At 36.3% G+C, this 23,404-nt stretch carries 16 protein-coding genes; 7 read left to right on the forward strand and 9 right to left on the reverse strand.

The genetic code is table 11. From position 1 onward, the window contains the following. Positions 1–921: 921 nt before the first annotated feature. The 3 genes from OM074_RS09020 to OM074_RS09030 are packed head-to-tail and all read right to left on the reverse strand — an operon-like array spanning position 922 to position 4,857. On the reverse strand, positions 922–1,428 hold the full coding sequence (locus OM074_RS09020; protein ID WP_301199134.1) for a flavodoxin: 507 nt from the start codon (positions 1,426–1,428) through the stop codon (positions 922–924). A 15-nt stretch (positions 1,429–1,443) separates the two neighbouring features. Then, positions 1,444–3,492, reverse strand: a complete 2,049-nt coding sequence (locus OM074_RS09025; protein WP_301199135.1) for an alpha-ketoacid dehydrogenase subunit alpha/beta — start codon at positions 3,490–3,492, stop codon at positions 1,444–1,446. A gap of 45 nt (positions 3,493–3,537) precedes the next feature. Then, positions 3,538–4,857, reverse strand: coding sequence for a dihydrolipoamide acetyltransferase family protein (locus OM074_RS09030; RefSeq protein WP_301199136.1), 1,320 nt, complete (start codon positions 4,855–4,857; stop codon positions 3,538–3,540). 101 nt (positions 4,858–4,958) lie between these two features. Between OM074_RS09030 and OM074_RS09035 the strand changes: the two genes are divergently transcribed. Beyond that, the gene (locus OM074_RS09035) at positions 4,959–6,998 is read left to right on the forward strand and encodes a M13 family metallopeptidase (RefSeq protein ID WP_301199137.1); all 2,040 of its coding nucleotides are present in this window, start codon (positions 4,959–4,961) and stop codon (positions 6,996–6,998) included. A gap of 195 nt (positions 6,999–7,193) precedes the next feature. Here the strand turns inward: OM074_RS09035 and OM074_RS09040 are convergent, their stop codons facing one another. From OM074_RS09040 to OM074_RS09050, 3 genes are all read right to left on the reverse strand, one after another. After that, on the reverse strand, positions 7,194–8,552 hold the full coding sequence (locus OM074_RS09040; RefSeq protein ID WP_301199138.1) for an SGNH/GDSL hydrolase family protein: 1,359 nt from the start codon (positions 8,550–8,552) through the stop codon (positions 7,194–7,196). Between the two features lie 18 nt (positions 8,553–8,570). Continuing rightward, the gene (locus tag OM074_RS09045) at positions 8,571–9,791 is read right to left on the reverse strand and encodes an OmpP1/FadL family transporter (RefSeq protein WP_301199139.1); all 1,221 of its coding nucleotides are present in this window, start codon (positions 9,789–9,791) and stop codon (positions 8,571–8,573) included. Between the two features lie 407 nt (positions 9,792–10,198). After that, positions 10,199–10,714, reverse strand: a complete 516-nt coding sequence (locus OM074_RS09050) for a hypothetical protein (protein WP_301199140.1) — start codon at positions 10,712–10,714, stop codon at positions 10,199–10,201. 152 nt (positions 10,715–10,866) lie between these two features. Here OM074_RS09050 and OM074_RS09055 point away from each other — a divergent pair, with 152 nt between their 5' ends. Then, positions 10,867–11,106, forward strand: a complete 240-nt coding sequence (locus OM074_RS09055) for a hypothetical protein (protein ID WP_301199141.1) — start codon at positions 10,867–10,869, stop codon at positions 11,104–11,106. A 77-nt stretch (positions 11,107–11,183) separates the two neighbouring features. On the opposite strand, the gene OM074_RS09060 is transcribed toward OM074_RS09055, so the two are convergent. The 3 genes from OM074_RS09060 to OM074_RS09070 all read right to left on the reverse strand — a co-directional run bounded on the left by OM074_RS09060 (position 11,184) and on the right by OM074_RS09070 (position 16,191). After that, positions 11,184–11,672, reverse strand: a complete 489-nt coding sequence (locus OM074_RS09060) for a hypothetical protein (protein ID WP_301199142.1) — start codon at positions 11,670–11,672, stop codon at positions 11,184–11,186. A gap of 359 nt (positions 11,673–12,031) precedes the next feature. Beyond that, the gene (locus OM074_RS09065) at positions 12,032–15,271 is read right to left on the reverse strand and encodes a S41 family peptidase (protein ID WP_301199143.1); all 3,240 of its coding nucleotides are present in this window, start codon (positions 15,269–15,271) and stop codon (positions 12,032–12,034) included. A 158-nt stretch (positions 15,272–15,429) separates the two neighbouring features. Beyond that, entirely contained in the window at positions 15,430–16,191 is a 762-nt protein-coding gene (locus OM074_RS09070; RefSeq protein ID WP_301199144.1) for an MBL fold metallo-hydrolase, read from the reverse strand. Between the two features lie 148 nt (positions 16,192–16,339). Here OM074_RS09070 and OM074_RS09075 point away from each other — a divergent pair, with 148 nt between their 5' ends. The 5 genes from OM074_RS09075 to OM074_RS09095 all read left to right on the forward strand — a co-directional run bounded on the left by OM074_RS09075 (position 16,340) and on the right by OM074_RS09095 (position 23,034). Beyond that, positions 16,340–17,923 carry a carboxyl transferase domain-containing protein gene (locus OM074_RS09075; protein ID WP_301199145.1) on the forward strand — a complete coding sequence of 528 codons (1,584 nt, stop codon included), beginning with the start codon at positions 16,340–16,342 and terminating at the stop codon, positions 17,921–17,923. A 46-nt stretch (positions 17,924–17,969) separates the two neighbouring features. Beyond that, entirely contained in the window at positions 17,970–18,770 is an 801-nt protein-coding gene (locus tag OM074_RS09080) for an enoyl-CoA hydratase/isomerase family protein (protein ID WP_301199146.1), read from the forward strand. Next, positions 18,745–20,718 (forward strand): acetyl/propionyl/methylcrotonyl-CoA carboxylase subunit alpha, encoded by a 1,974-nt coding sequence (locus tag OM074_RS09085; protein WP_301199147.1) that lies wholly within the window; start codon positions 18,745–18,747, stop codon positions 20,716–20,718. Before OM074_RS09080 ends, OM074_RS09085 begins: the two co-directional genes overlap by 26 nt. 60 nt (positions 20,719–20,778) lie before the next feature. Beyond that, positions 20,779–21,924, forward strand: coding sequence for an acyl-CoA dehydrogenase family protein (locus OM074_RS09090; RefSeq protein ID WP_301199148.1), 1,146 nt, complete (start codon positions 20,779–20,781; stop codon positions 21,922–21,924). 117 nt (positions 21,925–22,041) lie between these two features. Further along, complete coding sequence (locus OM074_RS09095; RefSeq protein WP_301199149.1) at positions 22,042–23,034, forward strand: beta/alpha barrel domain-containing protein; 993 nt, start codon at positions 22,042–22,044, stop codon at positions 23,032–23,034. The last annotated feature ends 370 nt before the right edge of the window (positions 23,035–23,404 follow it).

Below are 23,404 nucleotides of genomic sequence, written 5' to 3' on the forward strand. Positions count from 1 at the left end.
TAATATTCTATTATATACAAACGTAAAATACTATCAGACTAATAAGCCATTAAAACACCTTGCTATATTACAGGAAGAATGTTTTGGATCTGGCACTATAGTCAAGCTATTGTTTATATATATAGTATATGTAGTTAATTAACTGCACTTTAAAATTTATTACATAAGTATATATTTTCATGGTTTTATGAATATTTCCTTCAATTGTACAATATAAAACAATGTCTAATGCACACATATTCAATATATTAACACTTGCTAAAATAATAGGTTTAAATAAATGATTAATAGTATTGGTTATTAGCTATATAAGTGTATTATTTTGGTTGAATTGAGTTCTTTTTTCTTCGCTATGACAGTATTCTTGTTAATATTTAAATATATACTCCATTTAACCTATATAATAGTCTGAATATGTGCTATATATACAATATGAATAAAGGTGTTATAGAGGATAATTTAATTTGATCAATAATTATTACTTTTGTAATTTATTTACATTAATCTGCACTACTCTCCTGCTCTATTAATATATATTACACTTATAAAAGCATTAAAAATTTACATATGTGATTATATATGTAAATTAATTACCTGAGGATTAGATTACGTATGTAATCTTTTTCATTGGTGGGGAATTCGTATAACTATACTTTACTGGAGGATATTGAATAATCAGTTTTATAAAAACCTACGTTTTTAAGCATTCTTCATTCCTCTACAGTAAATATTTTATACTTAAAAATTAAATTGACTGAATAGATACTAGTTTTTATCAATTTATAGCGATTTTGGTGTATTCAAACCTTATATAAAGAGTCCGTAAATATTAAAATCTAATGCCCTATATTATGTTAATTTTGTAAGTACAAAAAAAGGGAGGTAAATCCCTCCCTTGTATTCATAAAAATATATGTAACTCTAATTAAATTCTTTTGCTATCATTTTTGTCCAGTTCAAAATCCGTTCATCTGTTAAGGCTGCTTGATTTTCAATATCCAACGCTAAACCAACAAACTGATTTCCTCTAAGTGCTTTTGATGATTCAAATTCATATCCTTCTATAGATGTAAAACCAACAACTTTCCCCCCTCGTTTTTCAATAAAGTCTGCCATTATGCCAATTCCGTCCACAAAGTTTTCCGGATATCCCTTCTGATCACCACCTCCATATAATGCAAATGTCTTTCCCTTTAAAGATTCTTCTTCAATAGAAGGCAAAAACTCATCCCAATAGTTTGGCAATTCACCATCAAACCAAGTTGGCACTGCTAATATATAATTAGTGAATTTCATAAATTCTTCGTTGCCTATATCTTCAACATTGACCTCTTCAATATTACCGTTTCCTAACCCTTTTATTATTTTTTGGGCTTGTTGCTTTGTTTTAATACTATTAAAACTATAAAACAGACCTATGTTTTTCATAATCTACCTCTTTGATTAAAATGTTAAGATTTCCCTTGCTGCATTCTCTATTTTTTCAGTATTGGGTAAAATAGCTGCTTCTAAAATCCTGTTGAATCCTACAGGTGTAAATTCAGCCCCAACTCTCATTACCGGTGCATCTAAAAACTTAAAAGCATGCTCCGAAATATAGGCAGAAACTTCTCCTCCAAAACCTCCAAAAACCTTATCCTCATGTACAACCAAAACGCGCGACGTCTTTTTTACAGATTCCAAAATAGTTTCTTTATCAAGTGGCACTAACGACCTTAAATCTACCACCTCGCATTCTGCTATACCTTCTTTTGATAATTTCTCAGCTACATCCATACACATGTGCGTAGTATTGCCATATGTTATCATAGTTAAATCAGATCCATTTCGCCTTATCCTAGCCTTGCCAAATGGGACCTCAAAATCTTCTGGTATTGGTGTAGCAGCTTTAGGGGAATTGTATAATGCCTTAGGTTCCAAAAACAATGTCATTCCTTGCGAACGCATAGATGTTCGTAGTAAACCAGCTGCATCATCTGCATATGAAGGATAAACAACCCTTACTCCCGGAAAAGTGGTCAGCGCTCCCTCAATTGTTTGCGAATGATATAATCCACCGCCAATATAACCACCAGAAGCCAACCTTACTGTTACATTTGGGGAATACTGACCTTTGGTTCTCCAATATTCATGCGTAGTTTCTACAAATTGCTCCATGGCTGGCCAAAAATAATCTGCAAATTCAGCACCCTCTACAACTACCCTTATATTTTTATTGAAACGCGACATTCCGTTGGCTGTTCCCATGATAAAGTCCTCGGCTATAGGCGCATTAAACACTCTCTGGTGACCAAACTCCTGTTGCATTCCTTTTGACACATTGAAAATGCCGCCTTTATCCTTATTTGCCATATCCTGTCCATATATAAAAGTGTCCGGATTGCGGCGAAACTCAGCTTTTAATGTACTATTTAAGGCCTCTATAATCTTCTTTGGTTCAGATGTTTCATTATGAGTTCCATCTGGAAACTTCTGAGGTTGATATGCTGGAGCATAAACAAAATCATGTACGCTGTCAGGGCTTGGATCGGGTGCAGCCATGCCAGCTTTATGAGCTTTTTTCACTACCTCTTTTACGTGTTCATCAATCTGATTCAGTTCATCTTCTGTAGCCCTGTTATACCTGATTAACAACCTTCTGAACTTAGCAATCGGATCATATTCCCTTACATAATTTAATTCTGCTTTATCGCGATACAATTCATGCCTGTCAGAATTGGAATGCGAATGGATTCTGACACAATTGGCATGAACGATAACCGGCTTTTGATTTTCTTCTGCCCACTTAACTGCTTCTGTCATGGCATTCATTGAGTCAAAAACATCTTTTCCATTACAGTAAAGGATTCTGATATTCTTTAATCCTTCAAAATTTTTAGCAACCTTCCTGTTGGCCTGTTGGTCTTTTTTGGGGACTGAAATACCATATCCATTATCCTGGAAAACGAATACCACAGGAAGCATTTCTTTTGAGGCTCCATTTATAGCCTCATAAACATATCCTTCTGATACAGAAGACTCCCCCTGCGAACTGATGGCTACACCTTTAGATTTATAATATTTAATTGCCCTGGCTATACCAACAGCATGCAAAGTATGATTCCCGGTACAAGACGATACATTGTGAATGTTCCACTCTGGTTTGGCAAAATGGTTCGACATATGCCGGCCTCCTCCAGCAACGTCTGTATCTTTTGAAATTCCATTATATATTATTTCTTCAGCCGTCAAGCCTGCAGATACAGATGTTTGTAAATCTCTATAATATGGAAACAAATGATCCTTGTTCCTGTCAAAAACCTGACCTATTGCCAACTGTATAGCATCATGACCCGCCGCCGGAGCATGGTACGACCAACCTATAGCCTGCTTTAAATAATTAGGAGCACGATCATCAAGGCTTCTTCCCAACCTCAATAATTGATACCATTTTAACAAAGTTTCCTTATCTGTTGTTTTTATTTTGTATATTTCTTTTATATCCGGATTCATAGCTAATGTTTTAAATTACAGACTGTATTAACGATTTACTGGCCATTATATATCTCTGTTGATATCAAATTCTTCCAGGTAATCTCCAACTTTTTTCACAAAGTTGCCTCCCAGGGCACCATCCACAATCCTATGATCATATGAAATCGATAAAAACATTTTATGCCTGATTCCAATAACATCTCCCGTTGGGGTTTCTATCACTGCAGGTTTCTTTTGGATTGCACCTGTTGCTAAAATAGCTACCTGTGGCTGATTAATAATAGGGGTTCCAATTATATTCTGGAACGATCCAAAATTGGTAATTGTAAATGTTCCTCCCTGAATATCATCTGGTGACAGTTTGTTTTCTCGTGCCTGTTTTGCTAATTTATTCACTTCAGCAGCCAAGCCAGTCAGGTTTTTATGATCAGCATTCTTAATAACCGGAACTATCAGATTGCCAGAAGGTAAAGCAACTGCCATACCCACATTGATATTTTTTCGATAAATAATTTTATCTCCATCCACCGAAGCATTAATGCCTGGAAAATCTTTTAGAGCCTTGGCTACCGCCTCAAAAAATATTGGAGTAAACGTGATCTTCTCCCCATATTTTTTTTGAAATTCCTCCTTATTGTTATTTCTCCAGATAACAATATTGGTCATATCTACCTCAACTACAGCTGTTACATGCGGCGAAACCTGCTTTGACATTACCATATGGTCGGCAATCAATTTACGCATACGGTCCATTTCAACAATATCATCACCTCCATTAACCGACACCGGAGGTCTTTGCACCTCTTTTCTTTTAACAGCTGGTTTAGTAACGCTTGGTTGTGATGGTTTTACAACAACCTCTTCATCTGAAACTTGAGAAACATTACGTTTTTCAATATAACTTAAAATATCATTTTTAGTAACTCTATTATCTTTACCCGATCCCGATATTTTATCTAGTTCAGCAACAGTTACGCCTTCTTCTTTAGCAATGCTTTTAACCAAAGGAGAATAAAACCGCCCGGATGCCCCAAATTCCTGACTTACCAGAGAGGTATCTTCTTGCGTAATTTCGGTTACCGATTGCTCAATTTCAGCAGAAACCTTTTCTGCAACACCGTCTTGTTCTGATTCTTCAGCACCTTCTAAGGATATAATAGCAACAGGTTTGCCCACTGCAACCAGAGAATCTGTATCGTATAAAATTTCCTTTACAACACCGGCCACAGGCGATGGTATTTCTGAATCAACCTTATCTGTTGCTATTTCCAAAAGAACATCATCTTCTTCTATCTTATCTCCAACAGACACAAACCATTTTGTAATTGTTGCTTCTTCAACGCTTTCGCCCATCTTAGGCATAAGTATTTCAAATGTTGACATATGTATTGTTGTTTTATTAGAATGTTAACTATATTCGTTTCCGAATGTTAAACAACCATTATTTAAAATGGTTCTAGTTAAATGCAAAATATTAATACCCAATGAAACACTTAAATTTTAAAAACATCCTTTATGTGCCACTGGCAGCTTTAATTGGATGTGCTACTCCTCCTACAGAAACAAAACAGATTCCCACATTATCTGTAGCACAATTAAATCAGGATGTTAAACCTGGCGAAAACTTTTATGCATATGCAAATACGCACTGGATGAAAGCGAATCCCATTCCTGATGATAAAAGTCGTTACGGATCTTTCGATGAACTTGCTGAAAATAATAAAGAGCAGTTAAAGGTTATTTTCCAGGAAGCTTCAAAAAACAATACTCCCGGTAGCATTGCCAAAAAAATCGGAGATTTTTATAATTCGGGGATGGATACTATTGCCATTGAAGAAGAGGGACTAAAAAACTTAATGCCTATATTAAATAAAATTGAGCAAATTGATACGAGTGATGACCTTGCTGCGGCAATTGGCTATCTGCACACCTATCAACTTGCCCCTTTCTTTTACTATTTTGCTAGTGCCGACAAAATGAATAGCGATATGAACATCGCCAACATCTATCAAAATGGTTTAGGTTTACCCGACAGGGATTATTATTTGCAAACAGATGAGCAATCTGAAGAAATTAAAAAAGAGTATAAAAACTACATTGTTAAGCTTCTTTCATATGCAGGTGAAGATGAAGCTAATGCTGTAACCTATTCAAATAAGATTTATGATTTTGAATATAAGATGGCTGATATATTTTATACAAGACTTCAGAATCGTGATCCACATTTGACTTATAATAAAATTGAAGGCAATGCATTATATTCAACATATGCAGACTTTAATTGGAGTAAGTATTTTGAAGGTTTACAACAGTCAATGCCTACTGAAATCAATATCTACCAAACATCTTACCTTAAAAACATGAGTAAGCTGATTGGTGAAACTAGTTTAGATGTTGTAAAAGAATATCTTAAACTTTATACATTAAGATCAATGAGTGAGTATTTGGGATCTTCATTTGTTAATGCCGATTTTGATTTTTATGGCAAAGTTATCCAGGGAAAAAAATCAAAAGAACCCCGTTGGAAAACAGTTCAGGGCGTTGTGAATAGCGGTTTAGGTGAAGCTATTGGTCAATTATATGTTGATAAGTATTTTCCCCCTAAAGCAAAAGTCAGAATGGATGCTTTGGTAGAAAATATACGCGGAGGTTTTGCAAAAAGACTAAAGCAATTGGATTGGATGAGCAACGAAACCAAGGTATTAGCACAGGATAAACTGGCAGCTATTTCTGTAAAAATTGGATATCCAAATCAATGGAGGGATTATACTTCGCTTGATATTGTTGCTGATTCTTATATACAAAACATATTAAACTCCGGAAGTTTTGAGTTTAATTACGAAATGAGCAAAATTGGTAAGCCGGTAGATAAAGAAGTGTGGCACATGAATCCGCAAACCGTCAACGCGTATTACAATCCTTCTGCAAATGAAATTGTTTTCCCTGCGGCAATACTTCAGCCCCCATTCTTTTATATGGATGGTGATGATGCCGTAAATTACGGAGCTATTGGCGTTGTAATTGCCCATGAAATTACACATGGTTTCGACGATCAGGGGGCTAAATATGACAAAAAAGGTAATTTAAATACATGGTGGACAGAAGAAGATACTGAGAAATTCAATAGCAGAACTCAGAGATTAGTTGACCAGTTTAATAACTATGTTGTTATTGATACCATGCACGCCAACGGTGAGTTTACTCTTGGTGAAAACATTGCTGACCTGGGAGGTTTAAATATTTCATATACGGCATATTTAAATGCTATTAGCGGACAAGAACCTATTGCTGAAATTGGAGGTTTAACTGATAAACAAAGATTCTTTTTAGCATACAGTGCCATTTGGGCGCAGAATATTAGAGAAAAAGAGATTGTAAGAAGAACAAAAACAGATCCTCACTCACTTGGTAAGCTGAGAGTTAATGGACCACTACCAAACATGCAGGAGTTTTACGATGCTTTTGGTATTGACGAGAACGCTGAAATTTATATCAAGCCTGATGAAAGAGCTTTGATTTGGTAATAATTAATAACAGATATTATGAAGCGGGATTTGTAATTTATTATAAGTCTCGCTTTTTTTGTATTTCTATCACTTATCTGGATAAGACATCATCTACACATCTGACACATAAAAACCACCTGCTTTCCCATGCAAAAAAAGGTTGACTCAACTAATGAATCAACCTTTAAATTATGTAATCTGAATTAGTTACGCTTATTCTACATCCGGAAACTCTACTGCACTATATTCATTTACAGCAGCCTCAGGAATATTACAATTGTATTTCTCATTAATGGCCTTAATAAACTCATTGGCAATAATGGCAGAACCTCTTCCTGTAGCATGAATCCCGTCAAGAGAAAATACACCTCCCGTAACAAAAGTTGATGTATATTCAATCCCATCAACTACAAACACCTCATTACTTACCTTGTTCATCAATGCATTCAGATCAACAAAAGCAAGGTTGTAATCCTGACTATTTGCAATGGCTTTAATTGTGTTATTATAGGCAACAGTAGCCGTTGCTATACCTGCAATTTCTGTTTCATCCAAAACATAGTCTTCAGGGATAGCTACTTTTGATCCCCATCCTATTTCTGAATTTTTAATACTACTCAATGCCGGCAGCAACACCTTTTCTCCAGCTTTTATTTGACGTATTTTACCAGGATGGGCATATTCTTCATCTGCAATTACTAGTGCATTAAAACCAGATTTAAATTCAATCTTTGGTAAGCCCATCATATCAGATGCCACGTTATATTGAGCATAAGCAGCATTTAATAAATCTGCAGTAGCCTTATCTATAAACAACGCATTATAAGGAATAGTACTTATATATGGCAGATCATTAATATCGGGCACATTGGCAATTACCCCCTTTGTACCGTTTGAAAACAATGAAGCTGCTACTGTTTGCATATATTGACCAAATGCTTCCGGAGCAGTAATTTCATCCGCCTCACCCCCAGCCAATGCATAGGTTAAAACGTCGTTACCACCTATCCAAAGCGATACAAATGTTGGATTTTGAGCAATAGCATCTGCAACCACAGATGTAGATGCAGCATCACTTGCAAAACGCCAAAAATATGGGTTCATAGTTCCATATCCGGGAGCCAACAGATGCGATACTTTTGCTCCTGGAACACCCAGATTCTGAACTGGCCCATTGGCATCATACACCCTTTCTGTAAAAATTCCCATATCACCAACTGTTGGTACTGGAGTCAGGGATGAGCCTGAACCCTGCAATTCATAATATCCGTTCATTACACCTGGTGCAATTTCTGTTGATCCAACACTTTTTTCGGATTCAACTAAAGGCTGAATAAAGCCAGTACTCCCAACTTGTTCCAATTGTTTTGCAAGAATATAGCTAAAACCATTTTCCTGCCCCTTTTTACCCAAGGCTCCATCTGTATATCCTGCAGTATAAGAGTCGCCTAATGCCACAAAGGTTGTAAAATCTGCCTCCCCGTTCGAAGGCTTAAAATCGTTATACTGCACTTCGCACTGAGTAAATAACAACGTACAAAGTGAAATTCCTATATATTTTATCTTTTGCATATTTCTGATATTATTCAATTAAAAAGAATAGGTTAAACCAATACCCGGTATAATTGCTCTACTGTTATAGGTCCCTTTAAAACCTGCCGGTTTATATTGGGAAGTTCTTTCGATACCAAGTATGTATAGAAATGATGCATCTACCGTTAGTTTATCATTTACAGCTATAGAACCTCCAAAAGATAAACCTACCTTGTTCATTCCGGGAGTTTCCGGATTTAGATAATCATCCGAAATCGGTGTTTCATCATAGTAGGCTCCTGCCCTGATTGTTATTATGTTATTTAAAATATACTCGGCTCCCAAACGGTAAATTAATGTGTTGTCATAATTTCTTGGATTATTCGAGTCTGCAACCAGTTCCGACTCAAAATCAAAGTTTAACTCTTCATATGCATTCCAAAATACATATTGAAAATCTGCTGCCAGGGTAAGTTTTTTATTTAGTTTATATCCCATACCCAAAGTTAAATTGGCAGGCAAAGGTAGCTCTGCATCAAATTTAGTTGACCGGGGGAAAGCATAATCATATAATGATTCTGGTCCCGTAAATGTTACATCTCCCCCTTCCAGTTTTACTTTAACCTTTGATCGGTAGTTTAAGCCTACAGAAAAAGCTTCGCTCGCCTGGTAATAAATTCCGGTATTAAAACCGAAAGAAGTTTTATTTCCTTTAAGGTTTACAGAAGCACTTTCTTCGGCACTGCCAACGGGTAAAGCCCGGTTTAAATCAACAGCGCCATATACTACCATGGCTCCAATACCAAAACCAAGTTTATCATTTATTTTATAAGATAAAGTTGGTTGAGCAACAATGGCCTGTAAAGAAATATCCTGAATTAGATAGCGACCATCCCATTCCTTATCCCAAGCCAAAGAGTTTCCATAGGGTGTGGTAATACCAAGACTTAATACAAACTTATCTGAAAGTTTACGCGCTCCATAAAAATAAAAGGGAGTACCTGTTGGACTATCTGTTTCGGCCTGATAATTAGAATCATATTTTGAATAAGTAACCTTTGAAAACACTAATGTCCCTCCAAAAGAAAAATCATATTTTTTTTGCATCAATGCTAATGCTCCTGGATTAAAATGTACCGATGATGATCCTAACATTAATCCTGCACCCGTATGTCCCATTGATACATTTTTTTGACTCTGGGTGTTAACCTGATATCCTTCAGCTTTGCCTGTATATGATAATGCCGCCAAAGAAATTGCGAAAATGAGTTTTTTCATTCTTGTTGAATTATGGTAAAATTTTCTCAAAACAGGCGCAACCTACAAACAATATTCTTTTTTATACCAATACAAAGTACAAATTTATGCAGAAGTTCAAATAATTTAGGATTTAGAATTAAATAGTCGTAGTGTCAACATCCGTCCAAAACGCGAATACTAAGCATATTCAACACTTTTGAGTGTTTTACAAATATTTTACGTTCGAATATATTGCATATATAATTTAAACAGTCGACTGTTCAAATGACAATCCAGCCTAATCCGATCGTACCCCCTAAAAAGTAAATTGAAAGCCATAACATAATCGTTAAAACAATAAGCTATCACTATTGGGAGCAGTATAAAAAAAAGGCTGCCTTTAATATTTTAAAGACAGCCTCTTTTGTATTTTTTGATACAGCTTATTAAATACGCTTCATCATATGCTCCACTTCTTTTATTTGGGCAGTCAACATTTTTCGCGTATCCAGTTTTTTGCATTCCATAACGTAAATCTTTGCCAACTTTTTATTGCGACGGTTCAAAGCAATTCCGGCCAGATTTAGTTTTGCCACAGCCTGGTCTGTTTTCATCCTAAGCCCATTCTTCAACGACATCTTTAAGAGCTTATCTGCTTTTGAAATTTCATGTTTCTGTGTAGCAACCAAACCTGAAAGAAAATAGAAATAACCTTCCTGACTTTTAATCATAACTGCAGGATTTTTAACTGAACTTAAAATCTTGTCTGCCGCTAAAAACTTATTTTTTCTCACAAAAAACAATGCAAGTAAATTTCTTGGGTTTTTAAAATAAAACAGCACAAATATCCCGGAAATCAAAATGGCAAGAATACCATATGATATTTCCCCTTCAATAAACAAAAACACAGAACCAACCAAAAGAAAGCCTGCTATAATTAACTTTAAAAACTTTATTACCATACTTTGAGTTCTTTAATTTCCGGTTGCAAAACAAAGGATTTTTATCAATAAAACAATAAGTTCTTGATAAAAATGCACCAATACGCAGAAAACAAGAAATATTTTAAGATGATGCACTGATGCATTTTTTACTTAGTTTTGCAAAAAAAATTATGGAAGGATTATCTATCAATAAAGAATCATCAAAAGATGATATAATTAAGGAACTAATGGTATTATTTATACCCTATGCAAAGGAGTTGATAAATTCAGGGGCAGATTTTAGTTACATGAATATGTTTGCTGATAATTTTCGTGAGCAACTGCAAAATATTACCAATTTTAATGAGCATGAGATATTTGAAATACTCAATGAAGCCTGTGATGCTAGTTGGAAATCGCAAATAATATAAAAAAAGCCATTGTTATTAAGAAAAACAATGGCCTTTATAGATGTAGAAAAGTTGTTAACGATATAACTAATTATTTATCAATTGGATTTTCTTTTTTTCTCCTGATCTGCCTGATATTTCAAATCATCCATCTTATTTAACCGTTTTAATATATCATCAAGTACATTTTCAGTAACTCCTACAATATCAAGTTTTTCATATACTTCTTCATGTAAAAACAGGGCCATAATGACCTCTTTAATATGGCGAGTCCACATATAATAATCATCAGGAACAAGTTGGTTTAGCATAAATTTTCCTGATAAAAACAGATTATCACTACACAAAAACATCAATCCCTTGCGAATATCTTTATACAACTGCTGAATATGCATCCTTTCCTTTTCAAACTTCTGAATTAAGGGATTTTCGTTGATATTTAAGTCATTATAACTATCCGAAATTGATTTTAAATTTCGGTTTAGTTGTGCATTTTGAGGTAACTCTCGTCTTTTAGGGTTATGCAAGGCATTCATCTTTAAACTTTTTCTTTTGTTTTCTAGACTTTTGGTAATTAATTCTGGCATAAGATTTCTTTTTTGTGGTTAAAATTAATTGGTTATTTATTCATTTATGTTACATATTTAGTCGTTTTTAATAAACACCATGTAAATACAAGTGTTTATTTGTTAATTATACTATTTGTTATAAATCAGGTTTTTATATAAATGATTTAGATTATTCAAAAACAAATAAATGACTTCATGTTAATATCAATTTGTTCATTTTTTGAATAACCATACTGAAATTATACATTTTTTAACAAAGCTCAAAAGATTTAAGTATATTTTTTACCAAAAAAAAGGATAGTGTGCAAATTTCGACATTTCACTATCCTTTTTCGATAAAATTTTAACTAAAAAAGGCAAGACAACAATTCTTCAACTTATTTTCTTATCCTGACAGGGTAAGGTGGTCTTATACGCTCAACAGACGTTTGTTCTTCCAGATTTTTCATTATTATATCTATTGCTTTTTCTAATTGAGGATCCCTGCCTCCAATAATATCTTTGGGCCATTGCTCTACCTCAAAATCAGGAGCAACTCCAACATTTTCTATTCCAAAGCCTTCTTCTGTTGTCCAAAAAGCAAGGTTGGGGGCGGTCACTATACCGCCATCAATAAATTCCGGGTATCCACTTATGCCAACCAATCCGCCCCATGTTGTAGTTCCCACAATAGTACCCAAAGCAAATTTTCTGAACATCCAGGGAAAATAATCTCCACCGGAACCAGCCCCTTCATTAATAAGCAAAACCTTAGGTCCCTGAATAGAGGCTGTTGGTGCTTTAAAATCCTTTCCATATCTACAATGCCAACTCGATACATAGGGTCTTTTTAAAATATCGATATAATAATCGGCCAACTGACCTCCCCCATTATATCTTTCATCAATAATTATGGCTTTTTTATTTACCTGCGGAAAAAAATAGCGTTTAAAATATTGATGACCTTTAACAGTTGTGTTAGGCACATAGACATATGCCACTTGTCCGTTAGTAGCTTTATTTACCTTCTTTAAATTGGTTTCTACCCAATCCATATTTCTCAGCTCATATTCACTTTTTACAGGTACAACTTTATAGGTTCTTGGATTATTCCCATAGATATCATCGCTCACCGTAAGCTTTACAATTTTTTCGGCTGTATTTTCAAAAAAACTATAAAAATTATCACTTGAATAAACTTGTTTGCCATTTACCTCTATAATACAATCTCCAACCTTAATATTAACCCCTGGTTCTGTTAATGGAGATCTTAATTCCGGTGTCCAGTTTAAGCCTCCCAATATCTTGCTTATCTTATAGCGGTTGCCATCAACAACAAAATCTGCACCCAGCAGCCCCCCCTGCACTTTTGGCGATTCATGGTATTTATCACCTTTGCTATTAAATCTATGATGCCCAACTGCCAGCTCGCTAAACATCCACTGCATTACCCGGTAAAGGTCACTTTTACACGACAGGCCTGAAAGAAATGTTGAATATTTGTTTTTCATAGCTTCCCAATTGCAACCATGCATCCCCGGATCATAAAAGTAATCCCGGTTCACCCTCCATGCCTCGTAAAAAATATTAGCCCATTCCTTTTGCGGATCTATTTTAATTTTAATGTTCTCAGTCGTTAAATTTTCCTTTTCAGGCTTTGTTCCCACATCTGTAATGCACCATTTATCTTTATCTTTATATAGCATCTTTTTGTTGTTGGCAGATACAACAAACATACTGGCCTCCATAATCTCCTCCTCTTTTCTTTCATTTAAATCATACTTTTTCATTTTACCAGGAGATGAGAAATCCCAAAAATCACTTTTTACCAGATAATATATTATACCCTCCTGGGTACTGTACAAATTATAATACAGATTGGGTTTTATCGGCAATGCTACTATCCTTTGACTAAGGCCTTCCCAATCAATAACAACTTTAACCTCTTTTTCGTCAGCATTCTCATCTTCATCCTTTTCCTTTTCCCCTTTTTCAATATCATTTTCTTTAGCTAACGGATTGGGTGTATCTTTTTGTAAGGTGACAACATAAATTGATGAACTCATATCCATATCCAAACTGGATTGATCAAAACCATTTACAACAGGGCCTGCATCAGTTGAGGCCAACATATAAATATATTTCCCGGATGGATCAAATACCGGATTATATACCATTGACAATCCATCTGATATGGCATAGGATTTTTTCTCATCTATTGAATAAAGGTAGGCTATTTCGTAATTTGTTTCTGTATTCATAGAATAGGCAATCCATTTTGAATCAGGAGACCATGAACTAAAGAAGTCAATATATGGTCTATCGCTATAAATTGGATTTGTTCCTATCTTTGAAATACCAGAGGTTTTTAAATCGTACAAATAAAAATTTCTCCTATTGTCCACAAAACATAGACTCTCACCATCAGGAGCCCAATGAATATAGGCATAAAAGCCACTGCCACTTAACTTTTCCTTTTTAACACTGTTGGTAGCAATATTCATAATATGTAATGCATATTCCCCGGATTCATCTGAGAAATAGGCCATTTTATTACCATTGGGCGACCATGAAGGAAACCGCTCGTGCACTCCGGTTGTCTGTGTAAGATTTTCCATATCGCCTTTATCGGCAGGGACAGTAACAATATCCCCTCTATAATCAAATACCGCCCTAACTCCGGATGGAGAAATATGTGCACTACGTATATAAGAGTTCCCCGTTACAAAACGCTGTCGTAGCTCCAGCAAGTCCGTATTTATTGTCAGCTTTACATCTATTATAGTATCCGATATTCGATCATAAACATGCAACGAACCTGCTTGCTCAAACAATATACGGTTTTGGTAAGCCGAAATATTTAGCACAGGGAAATCATTATAAAAGGTGTGTTGCTTAATGTTTTTAGAAACAGTATTGTATGAATATATATTAAACTCACCGTTTCTGTCACTCAAAAAGTAAATATCATTCAAAATCCACCGAGGCTTATAATCATTGCTACCCCCTTGCGGCTTTGGAATTACTTCAACATCATGTGTTTTAACGTCATAAATCCATAGTTTTGACTGTGTTCCACCCCTGTAGTTTTTCCATTGATGAAAAGCTTCAAAAACAGGAGAATATACAACATAGTTGCCATCAGGGGAAAAACAAGAGCTAAATGCTGTAGGTATGGGAAGTTTTACAGGGTTTCCGCCTTTTATAGGTACAGTAAACAATTCCATATACCTATTGGTAAAAACATGCCTTCCTGAATTGAACAATACCGTTTTGTCATCCGGAGAAAACCCCCTGACCAAATCGCGTCCCGGATGCCAGGTTAACCTTTGGGGCACACCTCCTGTTGAAGGAACAATAAAAACATCAACATTTCCATCATATTCTGCACTAAATGCAATCATTTTTCCATCATTGGAAAAAACAGGGTTTGATTCTACTCCTTCATCTATAGTCAGCCTTCTTGGATTAGAGCCATCCATATCGGCAACCCATAGGTCTTCAGCATAAACAAATGCAATTTGATTTTCACTTAAGGCCGGACTATGCATCAGCTTTGTACCTGATCCATTATTTGCCATCACAGTAGTACTAAAGGCTACTGCCACAGCAATACAAAACAAATGAAACTTTTGCATGATTTTATAAATTATATGATGACAGACAAGAAATGACACTCCTACAACCCAGGCTCTTTTAAAAAAGTAGAACCAGATTAATAAAAATAACCAAACAATTTATAAAAGTCAATTTTACCAGGTGATTATTAACAACTTACTCATTGTGTGATGAATAATTATATATCCAACACCAGCTCGTCATAAGCCAAATTTATATTAGCAGGAAGTAGTGGATTCTCTTCATTATACAACCCTAGCTGATGCGATATATGGGTTATATATCCTTGCGCTGGCACGGCCTTTTGGATAACAGCAACAGCTTCATTCAGGCAATAATGTGAGATATGGGGTTCTTTTCGCACTGCATTAACAACCAACACCCTTGATCCCTTCACTTTTTCCAATTCAGTATCCGATATAAAATTAAAATCAGTAAGGTAGGTAAAATCATTAATTCGATATCCCAATACAGGCAAATTCAAATGTTTTCCCCTGATGGGAACCACCTTTAAGCCTTTAATGGTAAATGGAGCTTCCGTAATAGTGTTTAATTCTATTTTTGGAACACCTGGATATGGATTTTTATCAAAAGCATATGAAAACTCAACCCTAAGGGCATCAACAACCCTTTGTTCTGCAAAAACATCCGCATGGCGCCTGGTGATCCAATTAAAAGCCCTTACATCATCTAAACCGGCAATATGATCCTTGTGCTCGTGAGTAAACAAAATTCCATCTAAAGTTTTTACATCAGCCCGTAACATTTGTTGCCTGAAATCTGGGCCGGAATCTATAACCAAGGTAACATCATCCGTCTCTATCAAAACAGATGAACGCAGCCTGACATCCCTCAGATCATTGGATTTACAAACCTTACAATCACAAGCTATAACCGGCACACCCTGTGAAGTTCCCGTGCCCAAAAACGTAACCTTCAATATGAATATTTTTACTGTTAACACAACAAATATACAAATCCTAATCTTGTCACCTATCCTGCATTTGTATTGTATTTCATTTTTACATCAAACCTTTTTATTGTCTGTTGGTTATTACTTCATAAAAAATGACGATTGAAATATTAAGATGGGCACCACTACAAAATCAAAATACAATCACGCAACGGATATACATACAGATGTAATAGCATTTAAGCAAAAACTATACGAACTCAAAAACCAAAATCAATCTCAAAAAGAAAAACATAAAAAACGGGGAAAATTATTGGTTCATGATAGAATTGATATGCTTATCGACCCCCAAACCCCGTTTATTGAGTTGTCTGGTTTTGCTGCGTACAACCAGTACGATAATAACTTTCCTTCGGCAGGTATTATAACAGGCATTGGGCTTATTGAAGGCCGTGAAAGTGTTATAGTTGCCAACGATGCAACTGTTAAAGGCGGAACATATGTTAAGGAAACAATTAAAAAACATCTGCGTGCGCAGGAGATTGCAGAACAAAACAATCTGGCCTGTGTATACCTGGTTGATTCCGGGGGTATTTTTTTACCTGAACAATCAAAAGTTTTTCCTGACAAAGAAGATTTTGGCAGAATTTTTTACAACCAGGCACGCCTTTCTGCTAAAGGAATACCCCAAATAAGTATTGTCATGGGATCTTGTACTGCCGGGGGTGCATATATCCCGGCTATGAGTGACGAAACTATTATTGTAAAAAACCAAGGTACTATTTTCCTGGGAGGCCCCCCGTTGGTCAAGGCTGCCACAGGTGAGGAAGTAACAGCGGAAGAACTAGGCGGAGGTACTATGCACACAAGCACTTCCGGAGTTGCAGACCATTTGGCAAATGATGATTTTGAAGCAATAGAAATCTGTCGTAAGATTTTCAGGAGTTTGCCATTGCCACATAAGGAAAACTTCCTAAAAGAAAAAAGCTATCAGCCTTTAAAAAACAACCAAAATATCTATAAAGAAATACCTATAGCCGGGTCGTACCAAAAAGACGTGCGTAACTTAATAAAATGCATTACCGACAAAAGTGAATTTGATGAGTTTAAGGCGGATTACGGCAAAACACTGGTTACAGGTTTCGCAAACATCAATGGCTTTAGGGTAGGTTTTCTTGCTAACAATGGGGTATTATTTTCTGAATCTGCACAAAAGGGAGCACATTTTATTCAGCTTTGCAATGCTCGAAATATTCCAATGGTGTTTTTACAAAATATTACAGGCTTTATGGTAGGTAAAGATTACGAGCAAAGAGGAATTGCTAAAGATGGAGCTAAAATGGTTAATGCCCTTGCTAATACAAAGGTTCCTTTCTATACAATAATCATTGGCGGGAGCTATGGAGCAGGGAACTATGCCATGGGCGGCAGGGCTTTTAACCCGCGTTTACTTTTTTCATGGCCAGGTGCAAGCATATCGGTTATGGGCCCCAAACAAGCAGCTGAGGTATTAACCACCGTTAAAAGAGACCAGGCCAACACTGCAGGTGTTAAAGCAAATGAAAAAGAACTTGAGGAATTAAAGCAAAAGACTATTGACCGTTTCGAAAGTGAGGCTTCGGCGTATTATGCCAGCAGCCGGTTATGGGATGATGGAATAATAGATCCTGCAGATACCCGACTGATATTATCAATTGGTCTTTCTATAGCCCAAAATAAACCAAATAAGGAATCCGGATATGGAGTATTCAGGATGTGAGCCCTTTGCTACATTTAATCACCCTTTGTTTTAAACAATCAAAACAATGTACAAAAAGTTACTTTTTAATATCGAAGATAACATTGGTTTTTTAGGGTTAAACCGTCCCGAAAAACGAAATGCACTGAATAAAGAACTGATTACAGAAATCTTGATGGTGCTAAACAAGCACAAAGCTGATCGACGCTTTCGGGTCTTAGTAATTTATGGAGAGGGCGGCACTTTTTGTTCAGGGGCAGATCTTGACTGGATGAAAAATGGCACCCTGCAATCAAAAGCCCAAAATATTAATGATGCCAAGTTATTTAATGCACTTTATCATGAAATATACAATTTCCCAATCCCCGTAGTCTGCGAAGTTAGGAAGTCGGCCTTTGGTGGTGCAACCGGAATTTTAGCATGTGCTGATATAGTTATTTGTGAAGAGGAATCAAATTTTGGCTTTCCCGAAGTCAAATTAGGTCTCATCCCTGCTACAATTGCACCTTATATTATCAATAAAATGGGACAAAGCAACGCTAGCAAAAGGATGCTGATGCCTGTCCCCTTTTCGGCATACGAAGCCCTACAAGAAGGATTGGTACATTTTATTACATCTAAAATTCATTTAAGGGAAAAAACACTTCAGGTGGCAAAAAATATTGCACTAGGAGCTCCTGATGCTTTGATTCAAACCAAAACACTTATCCACAACCTCCTGCAAATGGAGGATGAAACCTCACTTCTGCACTGTGCCCGCACCATAGCAAATGCCCGCACATCACAAGAGGGTCAGGAAGGTGTAAATGCATTTTTAGAAAAAAGAAAACCAATTTGGAATAATGGAGAGAACATACCATCTGTTTAAAAGAATATTAGTTGCCAACAGAGGCGAAATTGCTGTTAGAATTATGAGGGCAGCAAAAAAAATGGGTATTGAATCTGTTGCTATTTACACAACAGAAGAAACTGACGCTCTACATGTTGAAAAGGCTGACCTAAAAGCCCTTTTAAAAGGAAGTTCATTGAATGAAACCTATTTAAATGCTCAACAGATTGTTGACTTAGCAAAAAAATATCATGCTGAAGCTGTCCATCCAGGATATGGTTTTCTGGCTGAAAATGCTGCTTTTGCAGAACTTTGCGGTAAAAACAATATAGTATTTATTGGCCCATCTCCTAAAAACATAGCAATGATGGGCGATAAAGAACAAGCCAACAATATCGCATTGCAATGTGGAGTCCCGCTTTTACCAAAAATCCAGGGCTCCAGGGATGAAATGCTTACCAAGGCCCCAAACGTTAAATTCCCTGTTGTGATAAAAGCATCAGGTGGTGGCGGAGGAAAAGGCATGCGTATTGTCCAAAAGCCTGATAAATTATCAAAAGAAATTGATCTGGCAGCAGATGAAGCCAATCGGTATTTTAAAAACAACCTTGTGTATATCGAACCTTATATTCAAAATCCACGGCATATAGAAGTGCAGATATTAGGTGATACTCATGGAAACATTATTCACTTATACGATAGGGATTGCTCAATTCAGCGACGCCATCAAAAGGTAATTGAAGAAGCCCCTGCTCCCAATGTCCCGGATCTGATTCGCAATAAAATAATTGACGACAGCTTAAAGATGGCCAGGCATATCAACTACAAAAATGCAGGGACTATGGAGTTTCTTTTAACTGCTGACAACAAACATTATTTTCTGGAAATGAACACACGTATCCAGGTTGAACACCCGGTAAGTGAACAAATTACCGGAATTGATATAGTAAAGGAACAAATCCTGATTGCAGCTGGACATCCCCTTGCCTACTCTCAAGATGATATTCAAATTTGCGGGCATGCTATCGAAGCCAGAATATATGCCGAAGATCCTGACAATAATTTTCAGCCATCTTTTGGAAAGATTAAAAGTATTCATATACCCTCACATCCACACATCCGAATTGACGGTGGATCAAAAGCAAAGGACAATCTTAATCCCAACTTTGATCCTTTGCTAAAAAAGGTTATTGCCAGTGGAAAAAACCGAAAACAAGCTATTGACAGATTACATGACTTTATAGAAAACTATGCTCTTTTTGGCGTAAAAACCAACCGTGAATTAATATTTCAAACATTATCAGATCGTGATTTCATAAAAGGTAATTACGGCACTTCGTTCTTTAATAAGAAGTTTTTTAAATTATTAAACGAAATAAAACTAAAGAATAAGGATATCAAAATTTTAACTGCTGCCTATTTGCTAATTAAAAAGAAAATTAAAAATAAACTATCAACAGAATGGCACAATGCCGGTCATTGGCGAATTAATGACAGTTATAAAATATGCCTTGAAAAACAGTGGATTGAGATACTCGTGCTACATGAGGATGAACATGAGATGCAATACTCTGCAAACCAGACAAACTTCTCAATAAGGGATACACAAATAGAAGAGAATTCCATCAGTTTTATATTGGATGATGAATATATGTATATGCATTACTGGAATGATGGCAAAGGCTTATTCCATATCCAATACAAAGGTCTTGTCTGGGAGATATCCGATATACCCGAAAGAAGAGAAAAACAACATCAGGATTCACTACCAATTACAAAAACTTTGAACGCTCCTATACCAGGAAGAATTATTGAAATATCAGTACACGAAGGTGATGCTGTAAAAAAAGGGGATCTCCTGATGGTGTTGGAAGCCATGAAAACAGAGAATAATATTATGGCATGGACAGACGCTGTGATTTCTAAAATTGAAGTAGCTAAAGGTCAACATGTAGGCCTTAACCAACTTTTGCTTGAAATTGAATAGCAGGAGTAATTAAAATTCTATGAAAGAAACTAATATAACCATTAGATAAAGACAATCATAATGACACCATTTTATTCAAAAGAAAAAGAAGAAATAAGACAACAGGTAAGAGCTTTTGCTGAAAAAGAAATTAAACCAATAGCAGCCGAACTGGATGAAATAGAGATGTTCTCTGTAGAATTATCTCAAAAGATGGGGCAAGCTGGCCTGTACGGAATGGATATCCCTCAAAAATATGGAGGAAGGGGGCTGGATACACTCTCTTATATTATTGCAGTGGAAGAGCTGGCTCGTATAGACAGTTCCCAGGCCGTTACCATGTGTGCGCATAACTCACTTGGCGTAGCCCCTATTTATAATTTTGGAACCAAAGAGCAAAAGGAGGAGCTGCTACCTAATCTGCTGAATGGATCTAAACTTTGGGCTTTTGGGCTAACTGAAGAAAATGCTGGCTCTGATGCCAGAGGGGTTGACACGGTTGCCTCAAAAACTAAAGCAGGTTGGGTTATTAATGGTAAAAAAAGATATATTACCAATGGAAGCAACTCCTTACTGGCAGGCCTGACTGTAATGGCTAAAACAGGAGAAAGAGATGGAAAACCCACCTACTCTACTTTCTTATTGCCCAGAGAAACGGAGGGATTCACAACACAACGCATGTTTGGAAAGATGATGTGGCGTGCTTCTGACACCTCAGAGATTACTTTGAAAAATTGTGTGGTAAGAAATAACGATCTGTTGGGAGAAGAAAACAAAGGCCTTTCCCAGATTTTAAAAACGCTGGATTCGGGTCGCCTTTCTATTGCCGCAATGGGATTAGGATTAGCACAGGGGGCTTTTGAAATGGCTCTAAAATATGCAAAGGAGCGCAAACAGTTTGGTAAAGCTATAGGCTCTTTCCAATCCATTCAATTTAAACTGGCCGATATGGATATGAAAATAGAACTGGCTCGCAATACATTATATAAGGCTTGTTGGCTAAAGGATAACCAGCAACCCTTTAGTAAAGAAGCTGCCATGGCTAAATTATACTGCAGCGAAATAGCCGGTGAAATTTCTGATGATGCCGTACAAATATTTGGAGGGGCTGGTTTGTTCAAAAACAAGGATATTGAAAGATTTTACCGCGATCATCGAATTTTAAGAATTGGTGAAGGCACTACTGAGATACTGAAAATGGTTATTTCAAGGCATCTGGGATTGTAATTATCTAAAAACTTTGTTTATTTGTGTGAACATAAAAGATCTTATACTGCCGGATGGGTAAGAATCCGGCTATATTTCATGATGTTGCACAACTAACGGCTCATAAGATTAATTTTGATGGAAGATAGAAAAAAAGACCATATCCATATGGCATTTAAAGCATCAGTTGATAAAATGCTGGTTGATAATCGTTTTATGTATGAACCTTTATTGGCTGCCCATCCAAATCAAGATCTTGCTCCTTTTCAGTTTCTGGGCAAAACCATGAAAAACCCATTTTGGATTTCTTCAATGACCGGCGGTACACAAAATGCAGCTTGCATTAATTCAAAGCTGGCAAAAGTTGCCAACGAGTTTGGCTTAGGAATGGGTTTAGGCTCTTGCCGTGTTCTTTTAGACTCTGATGACCACTGGAATGATTTCAAAGTACGTTCTATCATTGGCAACCAATATCCTTTTTTCTCAAATTTAGGTATTGCCCAGGTTGAAAACCTGGTTGAAAAAGGCGAAGTGGAAAAAATTGACTTGCTTAATAAACAGTTGGATACCGATGGGACTATTATCCATATAAATCCTTTTCAGGAAGCTTTTCAACCGGAAGGAGACAGAATCAAACACCCTCCCATTGAAACAATACAAAAATTACTGGAAGAAACTAAATATCCGGTTATAGTAAAGGAAGTTGGGCAGGGAATGGGATATGAAAGCCTAAAAGCATTATTAAAACTGAATGTTGCAGCCATTGAGTTTGGAGCCTTTGGTGGAACAAACTTTACAAAACTGGAACAAATGAGAAGAGAAAATCCACATTCTCTTTCCGAAAACTTTGCTCACATAGGTCACACAGCACACGATATGGTTTTAATGGTGAATCAAATTACTGAAGAAACAGAAACCCAATGCAAACAAATCATCATTTCGGGAGGAATAAAATCCATACTCGATGGATTCTATTTGCATAAAATATCAAAAATTCCTTCAGTAATAGGAATGGCTTCTTTGTTTCTACAATATTCACTGAAAGATTATGAGCACCTTAAAAATATGGTAGAAAATATGGCGGAAGCATGGCTTTTGGCAGAGAACTATTTAAGGGTGCGTAGTATTTAGCAAATCAGTATCAAGAATCAAGATGGCAAGTGCGGAGTGCAAAGAGCAGAGGGTTAAGAGCGGAGAGCAGCCTTCTCCTACGAAAACCAATCTTCCTCTTTGCCCTGAGGCAAGGGGGAAGTACCATGCAGCAGGCATGGGGATGGGGGTCATTTAGAGAATAACTCATTGCACGTAGGCCCATAAGATATAAGTTAATCCGGAAAACAATGTTCCTAAAAAAAAGATGCTGCAGTAGCAAGTAATCAAGCTAAAGCGCAGCGTCCTAAAGGCGTAGCCGTCCTATCAGCTAATAGCTATATTATACGGATCCGATCTTATTTACAGGGAGCTTATAAAGATCGGATCCAGATGCGGAAAATGCTGTTCC

It is taken from the genome of Plebeiibacterium marinum, assembly GCF_026013615.1.
Taxonomy (GTDB): Bacteria; Bacteroidota; Bacteroidia; order Bacteroidales; family Marinilabiliaceae; genus Saccharicrinis; species Saccharicrinis marinus_A.

Excerpts from the sequence above, each read along its gene's own strand:
- OM074_RS09055 (WP_301199141.1), top strand. The coding sequence starts at position 10,867 with ATGGAAGGATTATCTATCAATAAAGAATCATCAAAAGATGATATAATT.
- OM074_RS09030 (WP_301199136.1), bottom strand. The coding sequence starts at position 4,857 with ATGTCAACATTTGAAATACTTATGCCTAAGATGGGCGAAAGCGTTGAA.
- OM074_RS09060 (WP_301199142.1), bottom strand. The coding sequence starts at position 11,672 with ATGCCAGAATTAATTACCAAAAGTCTAGAAAACAAAAGAAAAAGTTTA.
- OM074_RS09090 (WP_301199148.1), top strand. The coding sequence starts at position 20,779 with ATGACACCATTTTATTCAAAAGAAAAAGAAGAAATAAGACAACAGGTA.
- OM074_RS09095 (WP_301199149.1), top strand. The coding sequence starts at position 22,042 with ATGGAAGATAGAAAAAAAGACCATATCCATATGGCATTTAAAGCATCA.
- OM074_RS09065 (WP_301199143.1), bottom strand. The coding sequence starts at position 15,271 with ATGCAAAAGTTTCATTTGTTTTGTATTGCTGTGGCAGTAGCCTTTAGT.
- OM074_RS09045 (WP_301199139.1), bottom strand. The coding sequence starts at position 9,791 with ATGAAAAAACTCATTTTCGCAATTTCTTTGGCGGCATTATCATATACA.
- OM074_RS09035 (WP_301199137.1), top strand. The coding sequence starts at position 4,959 with ATGAAACACTTAAATTTTAAAAACATCCTTTATGTGCCACTGGCAGCT.
- OM074_RS09020 (WP_301199134.1), bottom strand. The coding sequence starts at position 1,428 with ATGAAAAACATAGGTCTGTTTTATAGTTTTAATAGTATTAAAACAAAG.
- OM074_RS09040 (WP_301199138.1), bottom strand. The coding sequence starts at position 8,552 with ATGCAAAAGATAAAATATATAGGAATTTCACTTTGTACGTTGTTATTT.
- OM074_RS09050 (WP_301199140.1), bottom strand. The coding sequence starts at position 10,714 with ATGGTAATAAAGTTTTTAAAGTTAATTATAGCAGGCTTTCTTTTGGTT.
- OM074_RS09075 (WP_301199145.1), top strand. The coding sequence starts at position 16,340 with ATGGGCACCACTACAAAATCAAAATACAATCACGCAACGGATATACAT.
- OM074_RS09085 (WP_301199147.1), top strand. The coding sequence starts at position 18,745 with ATGGAGAGAACATACCATCTGTTTAAAAGAATATTAGTTGCCAACAGA.
- OM074_RS09025 (WP_301199135.1), bottom strand. The coding sequence starts at position 3,492 with ATGAATCCGGATATAAAAGAAATATACAAAATAAAAACAACAGATAAG.
- OM074_RS09080 (WP_301199146.1), top strand. The coding sequence starts at position 17,970 with ATGTACAAAAAGTTACTTTTTAATATCGAAGATAACATTGGTTTTTTA.